This is a genomic window from Microcoleus sp. K4-B3, assembly GCF_036704615.1.
Lineage (GTDB): Bacteria > Cyanobacteriota > Cyanobacteriia > Cyanobacteriales > Microcoleaceae > Microcoleus.
Genome location: NZ_JAUBSF010000069.1, coordinates 19898 through 39077, shown reverse-complemented (window position 1 = coordinate 39077; position 19180 = coordinate 19898). Strand labels below are relative to the sequence as shown.

The window sequence follows — 19180 nt, the reverse complement described above, 5'->3', positions numbered from 1 at the left end:
GAGCGGAATGAAGCGAAAGTTTCACGTTCCGTTTTGAAGGAGAGGTAGGGGTAGAAATTCCCCTATCGACTCTACCAGGTGTGTGTCAGCCTGGAAAAATTTTATCCTTAAAAGAGTTCTGTCAATAGTAAGAAATATGAATGGGAGTTGCGCTCAGAAACTCGGTTTATACGGAAAATAAGAGGTTGAGGACGATATATCTATGCAAGAAACCGGGTTTCTTACCAGGCGCGTTTGAGGTAAGAGGCAGATGCCTGTGAAGCAACAAATATTTTTTTGAGGAGGCGGCACTCCTAGCCCGCTCCTAAAAAGATTATTTCAACACAAATAGAGGTTTTGCACTCGTCTGCAGGACTAATGGAAAAACCCACCCCGCCGGCGAAGATTTTGCAGATTTCCTGAAAAAACTCCGAATTAAGTTTATAATTTGTATCCAGCCCAGTCACTTAATACTTATGACTCGTCTAGACAAGTCAGCCGACGAAAAACCTCCGCAAGACACCGAAAATCCTTGGATAGAAGGAATTAAGACGATCGGCTTAGCAGCATTTTTAGCCTTTGGCATCCGCACCCTGGTTGCCGAAGCTCGCTACATTCCCACCGGCTCGATGCTTCCAACCTTACAAATTAACGATCGATTAATTATAGATAAGGTGAGCTATCGATTCCAAGAGCCCCAGCGAGGAGATATTATAGTGTTTATGCCTCCCGATCCAGCTAGTTTGTGTACGGGACAGCCGCCGCCGATCAAAGATGCCTATATCAAGCGAGTGATCGGACTTCCAGGAGACACTGTGGAAGTTAAACAGGGAAAAGTTTTTATTAACAAGCAGCCGCTACAGGAAAAATATATTGAAGAAATTCCACAGTATCCCTACGGGCCTGTAGTTGTAGCTCCAAATTCTTACTTGGTGCTCGGCGACAACCGCAATGCAAGCTGTGACAGCCATTATTGGGGCTTTGTGCCGAAGCAAAATATTATCGGTAGGGCAATTGTGCGTTTTTGGCCGCTCAACCGCACAGGTTCGATCGACCCCACGCCCCTTTATCCCGCTAAAAATTAGCTATAACGGAAGGAAGAAGGAAGAAGCAAGAAGGCCAATTCAATAATAGCAATGGTTTGGGTGATTAAGAACATCCTAATCGTCTTGCCGGTTGCTATACAAAACGCGAGGGATATTAGATCCCCGACTTCTTCAAGAAGCCGGGGATCTAAGCTGACTGACTGGATGAAATCTAAAATCTAAAATCTAAAATCTAAAATCTAAAATCGCCTGACGTTTCGCGATCGAGCACTTTCACAACTTTGTTATACATCTCCTCTGCTTCTTGCTGCGAGTTGCCGATACTCGTCAATCCCAATTTGCCAAACTCCGACAAACAGCCCATTAAATGAAACACACTCCCCGTCTCAGTACCGCTGTCAAAGTGCAGTTGATTGTCAGCAATAATATCCATCAAATCATTCGGTAATAATCCCCGATACCGCTCTTTTTTCAAATTGTCAGAAGCGACATAATATTTCGGACGGCCCTGCTGGCTGTAAAATAATCCTGTCGAACGTTCGTACCGACCATTTGTTAACAGCTTCAGTGCCATAAACGGATGAGTTGTGCCGCCCTTGCGCAGGTTGATCTCTATTCCTTGCATATCCCACTTGCCGTCTGGTTGCCGCACCGCGAGAAAATCTACTCCAAATCTTTCTAAAGCGCCTTTTTTAGCTAAGTTTTGCCCGACTTTCCATCCCAATTCCTGCAACGCCAGCCGGTAAGATTCGTCCGCCGGAAATCGGCAGCCCAAGAAAATTTGACCGTCTGGGCCTCCTAAAATTTGATCGTGGGTTGAGAGAATTTCTACTTCGCCGCTGGGGACAATTCTGCCTTGAACGCTGGGCGAGAACTTTTTTTCTCCTTCGATAAATGCTTCGGCAATTGCCCCTAATTCGGGAATGCGGCTGCTAAAATTTTCCCAGGTTTCGCCTGTGGATTGAAAGCGCAAATTATGGAAGCGATCGCCAATTGCTTTGACTCTTTCTTGAGGCGCTTTACCTGCGATCGGCTTCAGTTCCAAAATAGCATTTCCCTCCCCGGAAAAGCCCTCATTTAACTTAATTACAATCCGCTGCAAATGCGGCTGCCGTTCCCACAGCCCGGCCGCAGCTTCCGCTAAATCTTCCGCATTCCAAACCAACTCGGAACCGTCAGGATAAGGCACGCCACATTCTTTAAAAATTTGCCTGCTGCCGCTTTTTGTTCCCCAGTATAAAAGATCGGGATCGCTGGCCCACAAAGGAATCCCCAATTTAACAGATAACTCGCGTTCTAAGTGCGTCGAGTTGTAACAAACCATATAAGATTTTGTCGGCCGCACTGCTTGACGAATGCGCTCCATCAAGCGGGGACGATCTAAAATTTTCTGGGTGAGGGATTTGGCAGAAGCATCGTAAGCACAGAACAGCAAAAGCCGATCGCGCGCGTGAGAAAACGGAATTCCCGGCAACAATTGCAGGTAATAATCCACAATCATCGGGTGCAAGGGCTCTGAGGTAATGTAAATTAAGCGCGTGCGGGGATTTCGCAGGCGAATCAATGAAAATAAATGCCGCTCTTCGTAGTGGTAAGCACCCTCAACTTTCTTCATTTCTTGCTGATCTAAGCTGAGAGAAGGAATGATAATAATGTCACAATCTCCGCTGTCGAATTCTTCGATAGCTCGCCAACGTTCGCGTAATTCTTTTTGAAGATTGCGAAATTCCTCTGCGAATTCGGAAGATGAATTATTTAACTCTTGCATTGCGTTTAATCCTAAGTATTCAAATAATTATTGCTGATGATGTCGGGTGTGTCAGCCCCAATACTTGAGACAACTGACACAGTTTTTTTCTGACGCACCTTAACGGGAATATTGAAAAAAATGTCCAAATAGTAGGGACACGGCAGTGCCGTGTCCTAATCCCCGCGCCGGACACGGCATTGCCGTGTCCCTACAGCGTACAATCTATCTGTATCACTTTTCTGAACTGCTCTAAGAAGCTCGCCGCACTCGAAAAAGTTTGGCATATTCCAATATAGGCTCTAACCGGCGTTGATTTTGCTTGAGTGCCGATCGCAATTTTTCCGAAGGGCGGAACACCAGGGGAGCCGAATATTTGTTCAGCATCTCGATTTCTGGCGACTGGCTCATCAGGATCAACCGCACGTCTTTGTCGATCAAATAACTCAGAGAAAGCAAATCTCCCATGTTCGTAAAATCGTTCCCGCGATCGCTAATTACAATTGTATCTTTAATCGATCGGTTAGCTATCGCCTCTTTGTTAATAATTTTGGCAACTTCAGCATTAAAATAGCTCAAGTCTTTGCTCCACCAAGTATCAGAAAAAGCGCTGACCGTACAGGATGCTATACTTGCTGTAAATACCAAGGCTAAAATGACTTGCCAAAACCGCTGTTGAGTTTTCAGGTAACAGGCGAGCAAGTAAGCAACTGCTAGCTGCACTCCCGGAAAGCAGGAAATCAGATAGCGACTGACGGCAGAACGTTTGCCACCTAGGATTATATCCGGTAACGCCAGGATCGAAAAAGGTACAAAAATTGATGTTACAATAAACAGCCAAGTTGAACTGCTAGTCCGGTGGCAGATTTTGTAAATCGCTGCGGCAATTAACAGCAAAAATGGCAATCTCAGCACATAAGTCCAGATATTATCAAAGCCTAAATCGAAGTCAAAAAATAATGCTGTAAAGCTGAGCGCCCACAATTTGACAAGATACAGCAAACCCGGAGATACTCGCGTCCAATCAGTCGTAGCTGATGCTCGTTCCAGGTTGGTTGCCAGCACGTAAATCCACGGGAAATACAATATAAAAGCTGCTATTACTGCTAGAAAAAATAGGGAATTAGTTACGTGACCTTCCAATTCTCTTTTTTTGACAAACAACCAGTAAGCAATTATAAAAACTCCGTGTCCGATGAGAGTTAAACTGAAGAAAGGGTGAGTGTAGAAACCAATGGCGATCGCCAGCGAGTAAAATACCCAATTTTGCCAACCTCCCAACTGCACTGCTCTCAGCAGCAGCCAACTGCTGCCAATAACTGTAGCTGTCAGCAAACTGTACTGCCTTGCTGTCTGAGCAAACAATATGTCAAAGGGAGATAAAGCCAAAAGTGCTGTTGCTAATAACGCCGCCAAATTAGAGGCAAAAAGTTCCTGAGCTAAAGCGTACATCAAAGGTAGCGACAGCAAACTCAATAGTGCTGGCAAACTGCGGGATGCTGTTAGAGAACTGCCAAATTGCTGCATCCACCAACGAGCCAGGAGAAAGTATAAAGGCGGATGCTGCGGGTCTTCCAGTGCTAAAGAACGAATTGTGTCTGCTTCTGTACTCCCGGGTTTAATCCGCTGATATTTTTGCAATTCTGGTGCCGGAACAATCCGGTTTTGGAATAGTTCGTCGTCGATTTCTTGGCGGGTGAAACCAGCGGCGCGGATTGATGTGTAAGCTTCGTCGTGCCAGTAAAGTTTGCGATCGATTTCAAAGAACCGAAATCCGATACCTAATAAGATGCCGATCGCCAATAAGCTCATCAGCCAGCGGGAATTTTTGGTATTAACAGATGTGTCTTGATGTGTTGTAGATCCCATGCTTGTCCTAATTGTGGCGATTCCCCGCAGGATAGCTACGCTTCACGGAATTTGGCACTGTAGACCATCTTAAACCTCACTCCGAGAGCGATCGATACCTAGTACATACCCCAACAGACAATAATTCTACCCTCTGCCGGATGCCGAATACCTTATAGATCGGAGCCTTGTGAAAGCTGGCTGAGGCTGAACCACCCCCAAAATCAAGAATCTTCAACCAGATCCTCCCAGAACCTCCAGACCCCAAAAATAACTGCTAACATACGTGTTGTACAGTTAATCAACAAGCTCCGCAAGGGGTCTACCCGCGTACCGCAAATGGCAAAAAAAGAAACGTCTATAAAAACTTCCACTGAAAACTCAGAAAAGCAAAAAGCTCTAACTTCCGTACTCTCCCAAATCGAGCGCAGCTTTGGCAAAGGGGCGATCGTCCGATTGGGAGACTCCACTCGCATGAGGGTAGAAACCATTCCCACCGGAGCCCTGACACTGGACATTGCTTTGGGCGGCGGTTTGCCAAAAGGTCGAGTTATTGAAATTTACGGCCCGGAAAGTTCCGGTAAAACCACTCTAGCCCTCCACGCGATCGCCGAAGTCCAAAAATCCGGCGGTATCGCAGCCTTCGTCGATGCCGAACACGCCCTCGATCCCACCTACGCCTCCGCTTTGGGCGTCGATATTGAAAATCTCTTAGTTTCCCAGCCGGATACCGGCGAAATGGCCCTGGAAATTGTCGATCAACTCGTGCGTTCCGTCGCCGTCGATATCGTAGTAATTGACTCCGTAGCCGCCCTCGTCCCCCGCGCCGAAATCGAAGGCGACATGGGCGACTCTCACATGGGTTTGCAAGCCCGATTGATGAGTCAAGCTTTGCGGAAAATCACCGGCAACATCGGCAAATCCGGCTGTACCGTCATTTTCCTCAACCAACTGCGGCAGAAAATCGGCATAACTTACGGCAACCCGGAAACAACAACCGGCGGCAACGCACTCAAATTCTATGCCAGCGTGCGGCTCGACATTCGCCGCATTCAAAGCTTGAAAAAAGGTACAGAAGAATACGGCAACCGCACGAAAGTTAAAGTTGCTAAAAATAAAGTTGCTCCGCCTTTCCGCATTGCCGAATTTGACATTGTATTTGGCAAAGGCATTTCTACTTTAGGCTGTCTGACTGACTTGGCCGACGAAATGGGAGTAATTCTGAAAAAAGGTTCTTGGTATAGCTACAACGGAGAGAACATAGCTCAAGGACGAGACAAAGTGATCCAGCACATGGAGAAAAACATCGATTTCAAAAATGAAATTGAGGAGCTAGTTAAAAAGAAACTTGAGACTGGTGCTCTGGTTTCTGCTAATTCTGTCGCTCCTATTGAGGTAGATGATGTAGATGATGTAGATGATGTAGATGATGTAGATGATGTAGATGATGTAGACAGTGTAGATGATGTAGAGGATTTGGAAGAAATCTAAATCTTTTAGTCAATAAATCCGATAGCTGTTAGAGTCCCGACTTTTTAAAGAAGTCGGGGCTCTGTTTATTCTGTTTTTTTAAGATGTAGGGGTAAAGCATTTGAGATAATACAAAGATCCCCGACTTCTTCGATGAAGTCGGGGATCTAAAATAAGAGTATTTCACGTTTAATGTTGAGGAGTTTGGTTGAAGGAAATCTCTAAAACTTCTATCTGCTGGTTGAGAGTAGCAGAGCGCTTCTGAGCATATTTGTCGTGCAGAAAAATACTTAAGCCCACACCCATTGGCAACACAAAATAGATAAATCCCAGCAACATCTGAGCAATTTCTTCTTGCGCTGCTGCATCGATTTGAGGCACAGCATTAGGTTGACTTGTCGTGCTGTTGACTGGCTGCTGATTGGATTGCTCGATCGCCTGTGCTTTTACTTGCGGTTGAGCTTCCTGGGCGATCGCCCCAGAAGCAGTTCCCAAGCATCCAGCCACTGCTACACATACTGTCAGAAAACTAAAAAGTCTTGATTTAACCTTTAATCCGTTGTTCATGGCACTGGTTGAGTGGCGATCGCCTTGCTGAGTTTCTCTTTCGGTTAAGCGTACAAGCATTTTTACTTACCTGTTATTAAAATAAATTTAATTTCTGTATTCAAATATACTGTTTTTTTTATTTTAACGCAATAAGTATTTATTACTAAAATTAGGTTTAAATGCAATATCTGCATTAATTCGATGCGCCAGTTGGGGTTTTGAGCGCAAACAGTAACTTTGTATACAATTTTTCCTCTGGACATCCACTTGAATTGGAACGCAACATAAAAGCGCGATCGTAAAAAAACCGTTACCCCAAACAGTTAGAAAGTCAACTCGAAATTAATAATCTGTATTATTTATTAGGACAAGTTATATATGCTTCAAGGGCTTTTATCGTTCAGAGGGCCTTTTCGGATTCTGAACCTGAGTTGGTTTGCTTTTTTCTTAACTTTCGTAGTGTGGTTCAACTACGCACCCTTCAGCACAACGGTGCAGCACGATTTGGGACTGACAGTTGGGCAAGCCAGAATCATCAGTCTGTCCAATCTAGCTTTCGCAATTCCTGCACGTATTATTATCGGGATGTTGCTCGATCGCTTCGGGCCTCGCATCACCTTCTCTTCACTCCTAGTGTATGCAGCATTTCCGACACTGGCATTCGCTTTTGCCCAAAACTTCAATCAGTTGGTTTTGAGCCGTTTGGCAATGGGAATTGTCGGCGCTGGATTCGTGGTTGGCATTCGCTTAGTTGCCGAATGGTTTCCCCCAAAAGATATCGGCTTCGCTCAAGGTATCTATGGAGGCTGGGGCAACTTTGGCTCTTTTGCCGCAGAAGCAGCGTTACCAGCGATCGCGGCAGGAACAGCTTTTCTCTCAGTCGGACACACAAATTGGCGGCTGGCGATCGCCCTTACTGGGATTGCCACAGCAGTTTTCGGAGTCATTTTTTACTGCAACGTTCAAGACACTCCTCCCGGCAAAGTCTATCAGCGCCCGGCCCGCAACGGCGCAATGGAAGTCACCAGCGCCAAAAGCTTTTGGGCACTGTCAATGACCAATATTCCTCTATTTGGTGCCTTAGCTTTGATTGTGTGGCGGTTGCAGAAAGCAAATTTTCTGACTGCAAATGTGATGTACGCTATTTGGATTAGTTTGACAGCACTCTATTTAATTCAGGCTTACAAAGCTTGGGAAGTTAACCGAGAAGTTGTCACCAGTCAAAAACATTACCCACCTCAAGAACGCTATCAAATCAGTCAAGTATTCGTATTAGAATTAGCTTATGCAGTCAGCTTTGGTTCAGAGCTCGCTGTGGTTTCTATGTTACCGGAATTTTTTGAACACACCTTCAATATAAATCATGCGATCGCCGGGCCGATAGCTGCTACCTATCCCCTGATGAACTTGGTCAGCCGTCCAGCCGGAGGCTTAATTTCTGACAAAATCGGCAGCCGCAAGTGGACGCTGACAGTCATGACCGGCGGAGTAGGGTTGGGGTATTTAATTATGAGCCAAATTACTGCCAACTGGCATTTAGCAATTGTGATTATCATGACCATGTTATGTGCCTTCTTTGTCTTCGCCGCAGCAGGCGCAACTTTTGGAATCGCCTCCTTAATTAAACGAGAAGTAACTGGTCAAATTGCCGGAAATATCGGTGCTTACGGCAGTGTCGGCTCTGTAATTTACGCCACCCTTTATAGCTTTCTGCCCCAAACAGTTGCAGGCAACCGCAGCTTCTTTGAGGTACTCGGAATTGCTGCTGTAATTGTGTGCTTCCTTTGTGTTTTTATCCTGAAGGAACCGAAGGTTATTGAAAGCAAAGATTTGCCAGAAGAAGCTATGCTGCTGGGCCACTAAATCGCAAATCAAGTTTTAATTAGAACAACTTAAAACAACAGAACACCCAGCAGGCTGACTTCTTTATTTAAGAAGTCTGGCTTTGAGATGAGCAGCAGTTTATTTATCACTTTTGTCACTTACTGTGGCAAAGAAATTGGCTGAATGTATTGAGAATTAGCGCGCACATAACAGCCATTTGTTGTCAGCAGCCAGGGTTGACCTTTCTCAATTTTAATTGCATTTGTTCCCCTGAGTTCACCGAAAATTTTATCTTTGTTCGCGCTGTAAACTTGTTTAATTGCTCCGTTTGGCGTCTGGCGACAGTTGAGTTTTCCATCCCGTGAGGTGATTCGCCACAATGGCCAAGTTCCAGAACCAGCAGTTTCAGTCAACCAAGTATTAGCATTGCTAGAAGTATAGTCGCCACTTGCATTAGGACGCGGTAAAGCTTCGACTAAATTTACTTTAACTGTCTTGCCCACAGAAGGACAATTTTCTCCTGCTTTCACCTTCCAAGTAACTTCGGCTCCCAATTGGCTGCTGCTTCCAACTTGACGGGTGACAATGGTAATATCTCCAGAACAAACAATTTTTTTGCCAGGGCCACTCGCACTATCTTTGAAAGTTCCGTTGTAATAGTAAGAGCCTGCTGCTCCTTCGGAACGGGTAATTTTAATATTGCCCAAAAATTCCCGATTGCCTACTTTGGTCAAGTAAAAACTGCTGCGATTGTTCCCTTTTTCTGACAGGTTTAAAGTAGTTTGACCGTTGGGATTAACATAAGTGGTAGCGCTAGCAGCACGGCACCAAATTAATGACAAAACTCCTGCATAAAACCAAATATTAAGTCGTTTCATGGCAATACCTTTTATGAATTTATACTTTATTATACCTAGTATGTAAATACTTCACCAGTCGCTCAAATGAGTGACACTCATTTGAGCGACTGCGCACTCGTCTGACCCTGGGCGCGGAGCATCCCCGGCATCAACTCTGCATAACTTCACCTTACTTCAGATCCCTTCAACTCTCTTCACTTGCTAGCACCCGCATCGCTTGGTTTACACGGTTCAACTTCTGACTCATTGCAGGTTCCAATAATGAGCAGCAGAATAAATTTATATACGTAAGTAAGGGAGTTCCAATCACCGCTAGATACTGTGGATTTTACGGTTACTTCCCGGTGGGTCAAGTTGCGGTAACTAACACTAGCCCGATTTTGACAACTGGCAGATTTTACCTCTGAGGCTGTTTGTAAAGAAATGTAAAAGCTCCTGAAAGCCAATTGCTGTGACAGAAAGTACGATTTCTAAGCTGAGTCGGTAAAAAAAGTTGTCTTGATTCAGCGCAAAAATGAACTTGACAAACACCAATTAATTTGCCCGAAACTTAAATCATTGTTGAAGGGAGAATCAATCATGGCTGACGGTCAATTAGAAGTTATATTAAAGATGGCTCGAACAATTAATCCTCAAATTGAGAGCGATCGACATTTTGAAATAGACTTGGAAAAATTGCGCCAACTGCCAGCAGGAACATTAGGGTGCGAAGTGGCGCGGTTTCTAGACGAACAAGGCTTTGAGCCGATCGCATCGGGAGACTGGATTCAGCGAAACCACGACGTTTGGCACGTTCTGACCGGTCTTTCAGCTTCAACAGAAGATGAATTTGTACTTCAAGCGTTTACTCGCGCTCAAGTATTTCGTCCTTCCTGTGCGATTTTAGTGTTAGTTGGACTGATCGGCGGCAAATGCGCGATCGGACAAATTATCAAAGGCTTAAAACACGGAAAACTAGCCACTCGGCTAATAGACTGGGATGTTGCATCTGATTGGGAAACTCCTTTATCTCAAGTTCGAGAAAAACTCGGAATTCAACCCTTAATTGATTAGATTTTAACTCGTTACCTCATTGCAAAAGTATGCAAAGCACAAGTGACAAACCGGAAATTAGCCTGAGTCCACGGGAAAGAGCGATCGCGCAATTAGTAGCCCAAGGCCTGCCAAACAAATGTATTGCCAAAAATTTAAATATCAGTCATTGGACGGTTGCTACTTACGTGAGGCGGATTTTTATCAAACTCGGTGTTTGTTCCAGAAGTGCGATGATTGCACTGCTGATCCAAGAAAATTTGCTCTGGGACTGATAAATAAGTAGGGTGCGTCAGCTAGCTTTAATTCTCTGGTAATCCAGAAACTCTACGCACGACGCACCCTACAAAAACATATTCCTAGACAGATTAAAACCCGGTTTACCTGTAAAACCGGGTTTTAATTTGCCATGTTTAAAACCTTCTATGCCAAAGCCAAAGAAGGAGAAGAATTTCTCAGAAAACTCAGCAATTCTCGATTCACCGTTTGCGGTGCTTCCTGCTGAATCCAGTGACCGCAGTTAGGAACTAATTTCAACTTAAACGGAGCCGTAATTAATCGGTCTAAACCTTCTACAAGTTTGTGGCTCAAAAACGCATCTTCTTCTCCCCAAAGCACCAAAGTAGGCACTGTCACAGGTTCTAATTTCTGTCCCCAATGCCAAAGCCGCTGCGGGTGAAACATCTGCTGGTAATAATTCATCGCTGCCGCTAACACTCCCGGCTTTTCTAAAGCAGTCTGATAAATCTTTGTTTCCTCAGCGCTAAAAGCTCCTTTGCGAACAGCTTGTCCTTGAAAAACATTTTTCACAAAATCTTTCAAGTTTTGTTGGATCAACCATTCGGGAATGCCGGGAACCTGAAAAGCCAAAACGTACCAACTGCGGCGGATTTGATCTAAATTGCTCGCCATTTCCTGCACGAATCGCTGCGGGTGCGGAGCGTTTAAAATTGCCAAGCGGTTGAGCTTTTCGGGGAATTTTTGAGCTAAGTGCCACGCGATCGCACCTCCGCAATCATGACCGACAATGTGAGCTTTTGTATAGCCGAGCCGATCGATCAAACCGCGAATATCGGCGCTCAGCGTATCTAAATCATAGCCGCTTGTCGGCTTGTCGGAATCGTTGTAGCCGCGCAAATCCGGCACCACAACCTTGAAATGACGCGCTAAGGCAGGGATTTGATGGCGCCAAGAGTACCAAAACTCTGGAAACCCGTGCAGGAGCAGAACGAGATCGCCTTCTCCTTGAGAAACGCAGTGCAGGCGGATGTTGTTGGTTTCGACAAAAATGTGTTGCTGTTCGGAATCGAAAGAATTCATAGTTGGAAAGTTAGACTTATTTTGGGGAAGTACAGAACCCGCCGACTGGTAGCAGGCTGAAACGGCCCAATGGTTTTAATGTTTCTGCTTTTATTGTAGCTGCTTTTCGAGTCCCGCCACTGCAATCTAATTAAACTTAAAACTTGTAGGGTTTTTCGGTGTCCTGTTTTTTAGGTGTAATTACTAATCTTAATTTTATCACCTTAAATGTATTGTTTTAACAGCGGCGCAGGCGATTCAATAATAGCACAATTTCGTCAGTTGCCGATCGCATTTTTGCAGCCGATAGGTCAGATTGATTCACGATAATGCTAAACACCAGCGGCTCGTAATTCGGAACTTCGATATATCCCGACAGCGCCGAAACTCCGCTCAAAGTTCCTGTTTTAGCTTGCAAAACTACGCGGTTTGGTGTAATATTTAAGCGATTTTTCAAAGTGCCGTTCTCGCCCGCGATCGGCAGTGACTGGCGGTAAATAGATGCAGCAGGTGAATTGGCCATAAATCTCAAAGTTTGCACCAAGGCTTCTGGACTAATTAAATTGTGCCGAGACAAGCCCGAACCGTCAGTTAATATGTAGCTGTTTGGATTTACTCCTAATTGAGTTAAAGCTGTTTTTAACTCTTTCAAACCGATTTCACCTGTATCCTCTTGTGGCACAGGCATCTTGCCTGTGAGTGTTTGCGGCAGGGGAATCTTGTCTGTAACTTTTCCCAGCAACCTCAATAAAACTTCTGCATAAAGATTGTTGCTTTCTCGATTAGTTTCTTTCACCAATTCCGCCATCGGGGGCGATTCAACGGTCGCTAATTCTTGATTAAAATTCCCAGAAGCAGATGCAACGAAAGCCTGTTTAACAGGAATTCCCTCCGCCGCCAGGGCTTGTTGAAAATACTGCAAAAAATTATTAGCGGGGTTGACAACGGCGACATAAGCTGGTTCTGATTCTGCACCAACTTTCAACTGTCCGCTAACTCGAATTGCAGGTCGATCGAACTCCCGGCCAACTTCAATAAACTCAGATTCGTTTTGGGCGACTGTCACTGAATTGTTCTGAATTTGCCACTGATTTGCCAGCTTTGGTTCGGCAAAAGTAACTTTCAGCGGTTGCCCGAGATCCTGCGGGGACAAAAGAAGTTCGATCGCATTTTGATTGAAAATTAAACTGTTAATCGGCGCTCCGTAGCCTGCTTGCGCGTCTTCCCATTCCCAATTCGGATTGACTGCACTGCCTTGAAAATAACTGTCATCGCCAATCAACTGGTTAACTTGACTGATTCCCCGCTGTTTCAACTGCTGCGCCAAGGATTTCAACTGAGCCTCCGCAATGCTCGGATCTCCCCTGCCGGCAACGTACAAACTCCCATTTTCGCCGCTGTAAACCGATGTCTTAATCCGAAAATCTGCACCGAGTTTCTGCAAAGCAGCGGCTGTGGTTAGCAGCTTGACATTTGATGCTGGAATAAAATATTTTTGGGCATCGCGGCTGTAGAGAGTAGCAGTAGAAGATAGAGGTTGAATCAAAATGCCCCAGCGCGATCGACTAAATTCCGGACGGTTGGCGATCGCATCTACTTGTGCCCCCAATTCCTCAGGACAAATATCCCCAGCAACCGTCGGCGTTTGAGCAGCAACCGCCGACGGACGCCCCAGAATTAGGACTAACAAACTAACCGCAATTCCTTTGATTTTCAAAGTGCAAGTTCCTTAACAATAACTCTTCAAATTAACCCTTGTAGGGACACGGCAATGCCGTGTCCCTACGGGGATCGCTCGGTGTACTTCATAAACTTGCAATCTGCTGTAATAACTATTCAAATTAGATGCGCGAGAGCTGGGAATTGGCACTTCCATCAAGTCAATACTAATAATAATAACGCATATGAATTCTCGGATTGAACAGCGCCTCTACAGGTTTTCCCTCTTTGAGGTGTTCTTCCACAATCAACGGTACATCACTCGGTTTAACTCGACAATACCAAATTTCGTCTGGGGTAACTCGTACAGTCGGGCCAGTGTTGCACTGTCCCTGACAGCTACTGGCCTCAACTATTACCCCTGCAACTTGTTGAGCTTCAAAAGCAGCTAGCACTGCTGCTGAACCATTTTTCAGGCAAGATTGATACTGGCAAACCAATACACAGCGGGCTTCTGGTTGGGAGTCTGGTTCTCGGGCTGGAGATTCTGGCATTGGTAAGGATTTATCCGCTCTTTAATATATCTTAACAATCTTGTCAGGCCGATCGCCCGCCGGAGGGAGGCAAACGGCAGAATTTTATAGTGCGATCGAAAAAAACAGCAAAATTCTGGCATTCAAAATCTTTCCTTCTTTCTACCTTCTAACGAATCCCTTCAGCAGAGCTGCCTTTCTTCAGTCTCTGTCACGCTTTCCCTATATGATCGATGTAGAGAGATAACTGAATCAACCGCTAATCATGCCAAAAACAGTAGCCGATGTAATGAGCCGCGAGCCGATTTTGGCGCGACCCGAAATGCCCTTGAACGAAGCGATTAAAATTTTAGCCGATCGACGCATTAGCGGTCTTCCCGTCGTAGATGAGAATAACTTGTTGGTAGGAGTCATCTCCGAAACCGACTTGATGTGGCGGGAAACCGGCGTAACTCCGCCCGCTTACATCATGGTGCTCGACAGCGTGATTTATTTGGAAAATCCATCTCGTTACGAGCGAGAGCTCCACAAGGCTTTAGGACAAACAGTAGGAGAAGCGATGAGTACAGAGCCAGTTACCATCGGGCCCGACAAATCTCTCCAAGAAGCTGCAAAACTGATGCACGATCGCAGCATCCACCGATTGCCGGTGCTTGATACTGCCGGCAAAGTAATCGGCATCCTCACTAGGGGAGATATTATCCGAGCGATGGCGGCCGAATCTTAATTAACTTTTGCAGTTCCAGGACTGTATCAGAAAACGAGCCGATCGCTCTTTCAATCTCGCTCACTTTTGGCAACTACCAATTACCAATTACCAATTATCAAATTTAAAATCGAATGAGCATTACCCCTGAGTCTGTCGAACAATTGCTGAATTCCGAGGATTTTGGCGAAAGACTGCGAGCAGTCAACCAACTGCGGCAACTAGATCCCGCGATCGCCTATAAACTGATTCAAATTGCGATCGGCGACAAAAACGTCCGGGTTCGCTACGCAGCAGTCAGCCAAATATCAACCCTCGGCACGCAGAATCTGCCGAACGCTTTAGAGGTACTGCGAAACAGCCTGAACAACGACCCGGAACCCGACGTGCAAGCAGCAGCAGCCGATGCTTTGGGTGCATTGAAATTAACCGATGCTTTAGAAGATTTACAGCAAGTTTACAGCAGTACATCTGAATGGCTGGTGCAGCTCAGCATCGTCGCGGCTTTGGGAGAAATGGGAGATCCGAAAGCCTTTCCGATGTTAGAAAATGCCCTCACTTCTGAAAACGAATTGATCCAAACCATTGCGATCAGCGCATTAGGTGAATTGGGAGATAAACGCGCGCTGCCGCTGCTGCTTCCCTACGCTTCCAATGCAGATTGGCAGATCCGTTACAGAGTCGCCCAAGCTCTCGGGCGGTTGGGCGGTGCAGAAGCAGAGACAGCTTTGGAAATTCTTGCCAAAGATGAGGTTGAGCAAGTTGCTCAGGAAGCTAGAGCCGGACAAGAGAATATTTTAAAGTTGTGAGTTTTGAGGTGTGAATTTTGAATTAATTTAGAATTTTTTCTGAGGATTCTACTAAAAATTCCGTTCGCTATCGCACACAGAGTTCAGAAACCCGGTTTCTTGCTATATTTCTCGTTTTTGTCTGCAAAACTCGTAGAAACCGGGTTTCTAGCCCGCTAGCCAGCGGGCTGGGTGCGCACCGCAAACCTTACTAATCAGGAAAAATCTCAACTCTCCAATCTAAAATTGTCTTGATGCCACGGGCGATCGCCAATTTCCTGTAAACTCTCCTCAAAGTCGATCGCACTCTTCCCTTTCCCAACCAGAGCCGGGATCTTGACATCGGCACTTTGACAACAGCTATAATCAAAATAGATAAAGCAGCGGCAGGGATTAACACAATTATTGAATTGTACCCAACCAGCTAGCGATCGGGGAAACTATCGTTAAGAGGGTAAGCAATCTACCAGCCAAACCCACTCTTAAAAGTGTTTATCATCCCCATGCTTGAACAACTACAAAATTCCCGTTCTCAGTCCTCGGACATTTTAACAGGAGAGCGCTCGGCCTCTCAAGTCGCAACAACTTCAATCAATCAAAACTTTATTTATAGAGTTTTAGAACTTACCAACATAGAACGCAGCAAATTGAGTTTGTCCCCGCTAACCTTAAATACTCAGTTACTAAATGCGGCGGAAAATCACACCCAAAACATGGCACTGCAAGACTTCTTTTCCCATACCGGAAAAGATGGTTCGTCATTAGCAAGTCGGGTTACTGCAACGGGCTATAAATTCTCAGCGGCAGCAGAAAATATTGCTGCTGGTTCTTCTACACCCGAACAAGTTGTATCTTCATGGATGAACAGCAGCGGCCACCGTGCTAACATTCTTAACCCTAATCTCAAAGAAATTGGCATCGGTTATTATTTCTTAGCCGACGATACTGGCACAGAAAATTGGAATCACTATTGGACGCAAGTTTTTGCGACTTCTCTTGACGGTAGTGTCAATCCCGCACCTACTCCTACACCGACTCCCACACCGATACCTACTCCTACTCCCAACACATTGGTATCGATTATTTCGCCAATACCCAATGCTATAGGGGACGGCAGCCCGACACAAGCACCTAAAAATACAGCCAGCGGCGGCAATTATTTCCTATCAGATAGTGCCGATAGTCAAATACCGGCAAATGCTGCGGGATTGCCAATTTTTGCCCTTTCCGGCAAAGACAATATCACCGGGGGAGAAGGTGTTGATAGCATTAATGGGATGCAAGGTGCGGATACAATTAATGGCGCAGGCGGCAATGACAGCTTATCGGGTGGCAAAGAATCGGATTCAATTGATGGGGGTGTTGGCAATGATTTTATCAGCGGCAACAACGATAACGATCGACTAATCGGATCGGACGGTAACGATACTATTCGCGGTGGCAAAGAAGATGATATCTTGATTGGCGGTAACGGCGACGATTTGTTGGCGGGCGATCGCGGTCAAGATATTCTGACGGGCAGTGGCGGAAATGATACGTTTATTTTAGCAGGAGGTTTGTCTGCTTCGGCTACTTTAATAAGTGCAGATGCGATTACCGATTTTGCGATCGGGGATAACATTGGTTTGACTGACGGTATCGGGTTTGCAAACTTGACTTTTGAAGCTGTGAGTTTGCAGTTGGATGGAGGCGCAAGCGTCGCTTCTACGGCGATTAAGTCGGGCAGTAATTATTTGGGAATCGTGCAGGGTGTCAGTCAAAGTCAGCTTGCATCTTCTGTTTTTGTCAACGTCTAAAAAACAGCATACCCAGATTCCCGACTTCTTGGAGAAGTCAATCGATTTTAGATTTTAGATTTTAGATTTTAGATTTTAGCATTGACCTCACGGATAAATTAGGGGGCTCCTTTATCGGATACAGGTTTTTTATTCCTCCACGGATGAATCCGGGGGCTTGTATCCTGGATGCTTTCGGTCAGGAATCTAAAAACGAACGAGAGCGCTTTACGTTTAACTTTGAGAGTATAATCGGGGTGGCTGTTTTGAGAGATTGGTTGTTATACAGTCATGGACGGAAAAACACGGCGGTACGATCGCAGTCAACTCAACCGCAGGCATGGGTACTGAGTTTACGATCGCATTACCAGTGAAAGCTAATGGTTCAGCTTAAAAGTGGGTGGCAAGAGCGATAGATGCTGCATCAGACTGAAACGACTCGTTTAGCAGTTTGGCGATCGTGTCAGCGTTAGCAGGGCGACTGAAGTAAAACCCTTGACCTTCATCGCAGCCTCGCGCTTGCAGGTAGTCACGCTGCTCCTTGGTTTCAATGCCTTCTGCGGTGATCGTTAACCGCAGACTTTTTGCCAGAGCAATGATGGCATCAGTAATGGTGGCGCTGTCCGGGTTAGACAGTACATCTCGGACAAACGATCGATCGATCTTGAGCATATTAACCGGAAACCGTTGCAGGTAGTTGAGGGAAGAATAACCTGTGCCAAAGTCGTCTAGGGCGAGGGACACCCCAAGTTGTCGCAGTTGCAATAAGGTTTTGACCGATCGCTCAATGTCAGTCATCAAGGCAGTTTCAGTCACTTCCAGTTCTAAATACGCAGCTTCGAGTTCGGTCTGGGCCAAAATTTGGCGAACCATCTCAACCAGATTCGCCTGCTCAAATTGTCGAGCCGACAGATTCACCGAAATCCGCAGCGCTGGCATCCCAGCCAGTTGCCAGCGACGGGTTTGAGCGCAAGCCGTTCGCAAGACCCATTCACCAATGGGCACGATCTCGCCATTGGCTTCGGCGATCGGAATAAATTTTGCCGGAGAGACCAAACCCTCTGTAGAATGCTGCCAGCGAACCAGCGCCTCCGTTGCTGTCACCTGTCCGCTGTCGAGGTCGATCAGCGGTTGATAGTAAACCAGCAGTTCGTTACGCTCCAGCGCTCCGCGCAGGCTATTTTCTAGGGTCAGTCGCTCCTGTAACTGAAGGTTCATTTCTGGTGAATAAAACTGATATTGACTCCGCCCTTGCTGCTTTGCCTGATGGAGTGCGAAGCCAGCTTGCTGAAGAAGTTGCTCTGCAGAATTGGTATTTTCTAGATGGTTCAATGTAATGCCAAGACTGGCGGTGAGGTGGATCTGGTTGCCCTCTACAGAGAAAGGTTTTGCCAGCGTACTCAGCAGCAGTTGGGATAGCTTGACCACACTCTCCAGCGAGGGGAGTTCGCTGCGAGCGATCGCAAACTCACCATCGCCCAAACGCGCCAAGACCTCTGACCCATCCATGCACTGTACCACCCGTTGGGAAACGGCTCTAATTAGTAAGTCGGATATCCCAGGCTCCAACGCATGGCGCATCCCCGTGAAATCGTCGATACCCAATACCAGCACTGCGACCAAGGGTGAGTGATTTTGAGATCGGGTTTGATTCAGGCGATCGCAGAATAAGTCACGATTTGGCAATCCAGTCAGTTCATCGTAGTGGGTAATGTAATGAATCAATTCATCTAGTTTGTAAAGCGTTTGTGAGGAATTTGCCATCAGCGTACCGACTTCATCAGCAAACTCTGTGGGTAAGTTCGGCAATGTTCTTGTATCGAGGTAGTTTTGTAGAGCCTCCGAGGTTAAGATTACCGGCAGAAGGAGGTAGCGCAGCGTATAAAGCGTTGCTGCCGTACCCGCTAATGTCGCCAGCAGAGCAACCAGCAGAACCCCGACTGATGTCTCTACAGAGTAAGCATTTGAGGTAAGAAACCAGACCATTAAGGTTAGCAAAGGAACGTGCGTGCCTAAAAATGCAACCACCATAATTTTGGCAGTGTAGCTTTTTTTCAGCCAGGGG

General features: G+C 45.9%; 17 protein-coding genes. 8 read left to right on the top strand and 9 right to left on the bottom strand.

The window, feature by feature from the left end:
• Nucleotides 1-455 precede the first annotated feature (455 nt).
• The gene (gene lepB / locus QUA78_RS23685; RefSeq protein WP_333306873.1) at nt 456-1064 is read left to right on the top strand and encodes a signal peptidase I; all 609 of its coding nucleotides are present in this window, start codon (nt 456-458) and stop codon (nt 1062-1064) included.
• 193 nt (nt 1065-1257) lie between these two features.
• Here the strand turns inward: lepB and QUA78_RS23680 are convergent, their stop codons facing one another.
• Together QUA78_RS23680 and QUA78_RS23675 are read right to left on the bottom strand one after the other, a co-directional pair.
• A complete protein-coding gene (locus QUA78_RS23680) occupies nt 1258-2793 on the bottom strand; it encodes a peptide ligase PGM1-related protein (protein ID WP_333306875.1) in 1536 nt (511 codons plus the stop codon).
• Nucleotides 2794-3024: 231 nt separating this feature from the next.
• Nucleotides 3025-4641 carry a glycosyltransferase family 39 protein gene (locus tag QUA78_RS23675; RefSeq protein WP_333306877.1) on the bottom strand — a complete coding sequence of 539 codons (1617 nt, stop codon included), beginning with the start codon at nt 4639-4641 and terminating at the stop codon, nt 3025-3027.
• 318 nt (nt 4642-4959) lie between these two features.
• Between QUA78_RS23675 and recA the strand changes: the two genes are divergently transcribed.
• Complete coding sequence (recA, locus tag QUA78_RS23670) at nt 4960-6111, top strand: recombinase RecA (RefSeq protein WP_333399052.1); 1152 nt, start codon at nt 4960-4962, stop codon at nt 6109-6111.
• Nucleotides 6112-6279: 168 nt separating this feature from the next.
• On the opposite strand, the gene QUA78_RS23665 is transcribed toward recA, so the two are convergent.
• Nucleotides 6280-6717 carry a hypothetical protein gene (locus tag QUA78_RS23665; RefSeq protein ID WP_333302926.1) on the bottom strand — a complete coding sequence of 146 codons (438 nt, stop codon included), beginning with the start codon at nt 6715-6717 and terminating at the stop codon, nt 6280-6282.
• 300 nt (nt 6718-7017) lie between these two features.
• On the opposite strand from QUA78_RS23665, the gene QUA78_RS23660 reads away from it, so the two are divergent.
• Nucleotides 7018-8502, top strand: a complete 1485-nt coding sequence (locus QUA78_RS23660; protein WP_333302928.1) for a NarK family nitrate/nitrite MFS transporter — start codon at nt 7018-7020, stop codon at nt 8500-8502.
• 119 nt (nt 8503-8621) lie between these two features.
• Here QUA78_RS23660 and QUA78_RS23655 read toward each other — a convergent pair whose 3' ends face one another.
• Nucleotides 8622-9341 (bottom strand): hypothetical protein, encoded by a 720-nt coding sequence (locus QUA78_RS23655; protein ID WP_333302930.1) that lies wholly within the window; start codon nt 9339-9341, stop codon nt 8622-8624.
• Between the two features lie 561 nt (nt 9342-9902).
• Between QUA78_RS23655 and QUA78_RS23650 the strand changes: the two genes are divergently transcribed.
• Together QUA78_RS23650 and QUA78_RS23645 are read left to right on the top strand one after the other, a co-directional pair.
• A complete protein-coding gene (locus QUA78_RS23650) occupies nt 9903-10376 on the top strand; it encodes a Coq4 family protein (protein WP_333302931.1) in 474 nt (157 codons plus the stop codon).
• A gap of 29 nt (nt 10377-10405) precedes the next feature.
• Nucleotides 10406-10630, top strand: a complete 225-nt coding sequence (locus QUA78_RS23645) for a helix-turn-helix transcriptional regulator (RefSeq protein WP_333302932.1) — start codon at nt 10406-10408, stop codon at nt 10628-10630.
• A gap of 148 nt (nt 10631-10778) precedes the next feature.
• On the opposite strand, the gene QUA78_RS23640 is transcribed toward QUA78_RS23645, so the two are convergent.
• The 3 genes from QUA78_RS23640 to QUA78_RS23630 form a co-directional block, all read right to left on the bottom strand.
• Nucleotides 10779-11675: an alpha/beta hydrolase gene (locus tag QUA78_RS23640; RefSeq protein ID WP_333302934.1), complete on the bottom strand. Its 897-nt coding sequence runs from the start codon at nt 11673-11675 to the stop codon at nt 10779-10781.
• Nucleotides 11676-11892: 217 nt separating this feature from the next.
• On the bottom strand, nt 11893-13365 hold the full coding sequence (gene dacB, locus QUA78_RS23635) for a D-alanyl-D-alanine carboxypeptidase/D-alanyl-D-alanine endopeptidase (RefSeq protein WP_445302370.1): 1473 nt from the start codon (nt 13363-13365) through the stop codon (nt 11893-11895).
• 175 nt (nt 13366-13540) lie between these two features.
• Entirely contained in the window at nt 13541-13867 is a 327-nt protein-coding gene (locus QUA78_RS23630; protein ID WP_333302937.1) for a (2Fe-2S) ferredoxin domain-containing protein, read from the bottom strand.
• A gap of 244 nt (nt 13868-14111) precedes the next feature.
• Between QUA78_RS23630 and QUA78_RS23625 the strand changes: the two genes are divergently transcribed.
• Together QUA78_RS23625 and nblB are read left to right on the top strand one after the other, a co-directional pair.
• Complete coding sequence (locus tag QUA78_RS23625) at nt 14112-14573, top strand: CBS domain-containing protein (RefSeq protein ID WP_333302939.1); 462 nt, start codon at nt 14112-14114, stop codon at nt 14571-14573.
• Nucleotides 14574-14686: 113 nt separating this feature from the next.
• Entirely contained in the window at nt 14687-15361 is a 675-nt protein-coding gene (nblB, locus tag QUA78_RS23620) for a phycobilisome degradation protein NblB (protein WP_333302940.1), read from the top strand.
• A 190-nt stretch (nt 15362-15551) separates the two neighbouring features.
• Here the strand turns inward: nblB and QUA78_RS23615 are convergent, their stop codons facing one another.
• Nucleotides 15552-15683, bottom strand: coding sequence for a hypothetical protein (locus tag QUA78_RS23615; protein ID WP_333399051.1), 132 nt, complete (start codon nt 15681-15683; stop codon nt 15552-15554).
• A 160-nt stretch (nt 15684-15843) separates the two neighbouring features.
• Between QUA78_RS23615 and QUA78_RS23610 the strand changes: the two genes are divergently transcribed.
• On the top strand, nt 15844-17136 hold the full coding sequence (locus QUA78_RS23610; RefSeq protein ID WP_333302943.1) for a CAP domain-containing protein: 1293 nt from the start codon (nt 15844-15846) through the stop codon (nt 17134-17136).
• 369 nt (nt 17137-17505) lie between these two features.
• Here QUA78_RS23610 and QUA78_RS23605 read toward each other — a convergent pair whose 3' ends face one another.
• Complete coding sequence (locus QUA78_RS23605) at nt 17506-19146, bottom strand: bifunctional diguanylate cyclase/phosphodiesterase (RefSeq protein ID WP_333399050.1); 1641 nt, start codon at nt 19144-19146, stop codon at nt 17506-17508.
• Nucleotides 19147-19180 lie beyond the last annotated feature (34 nt).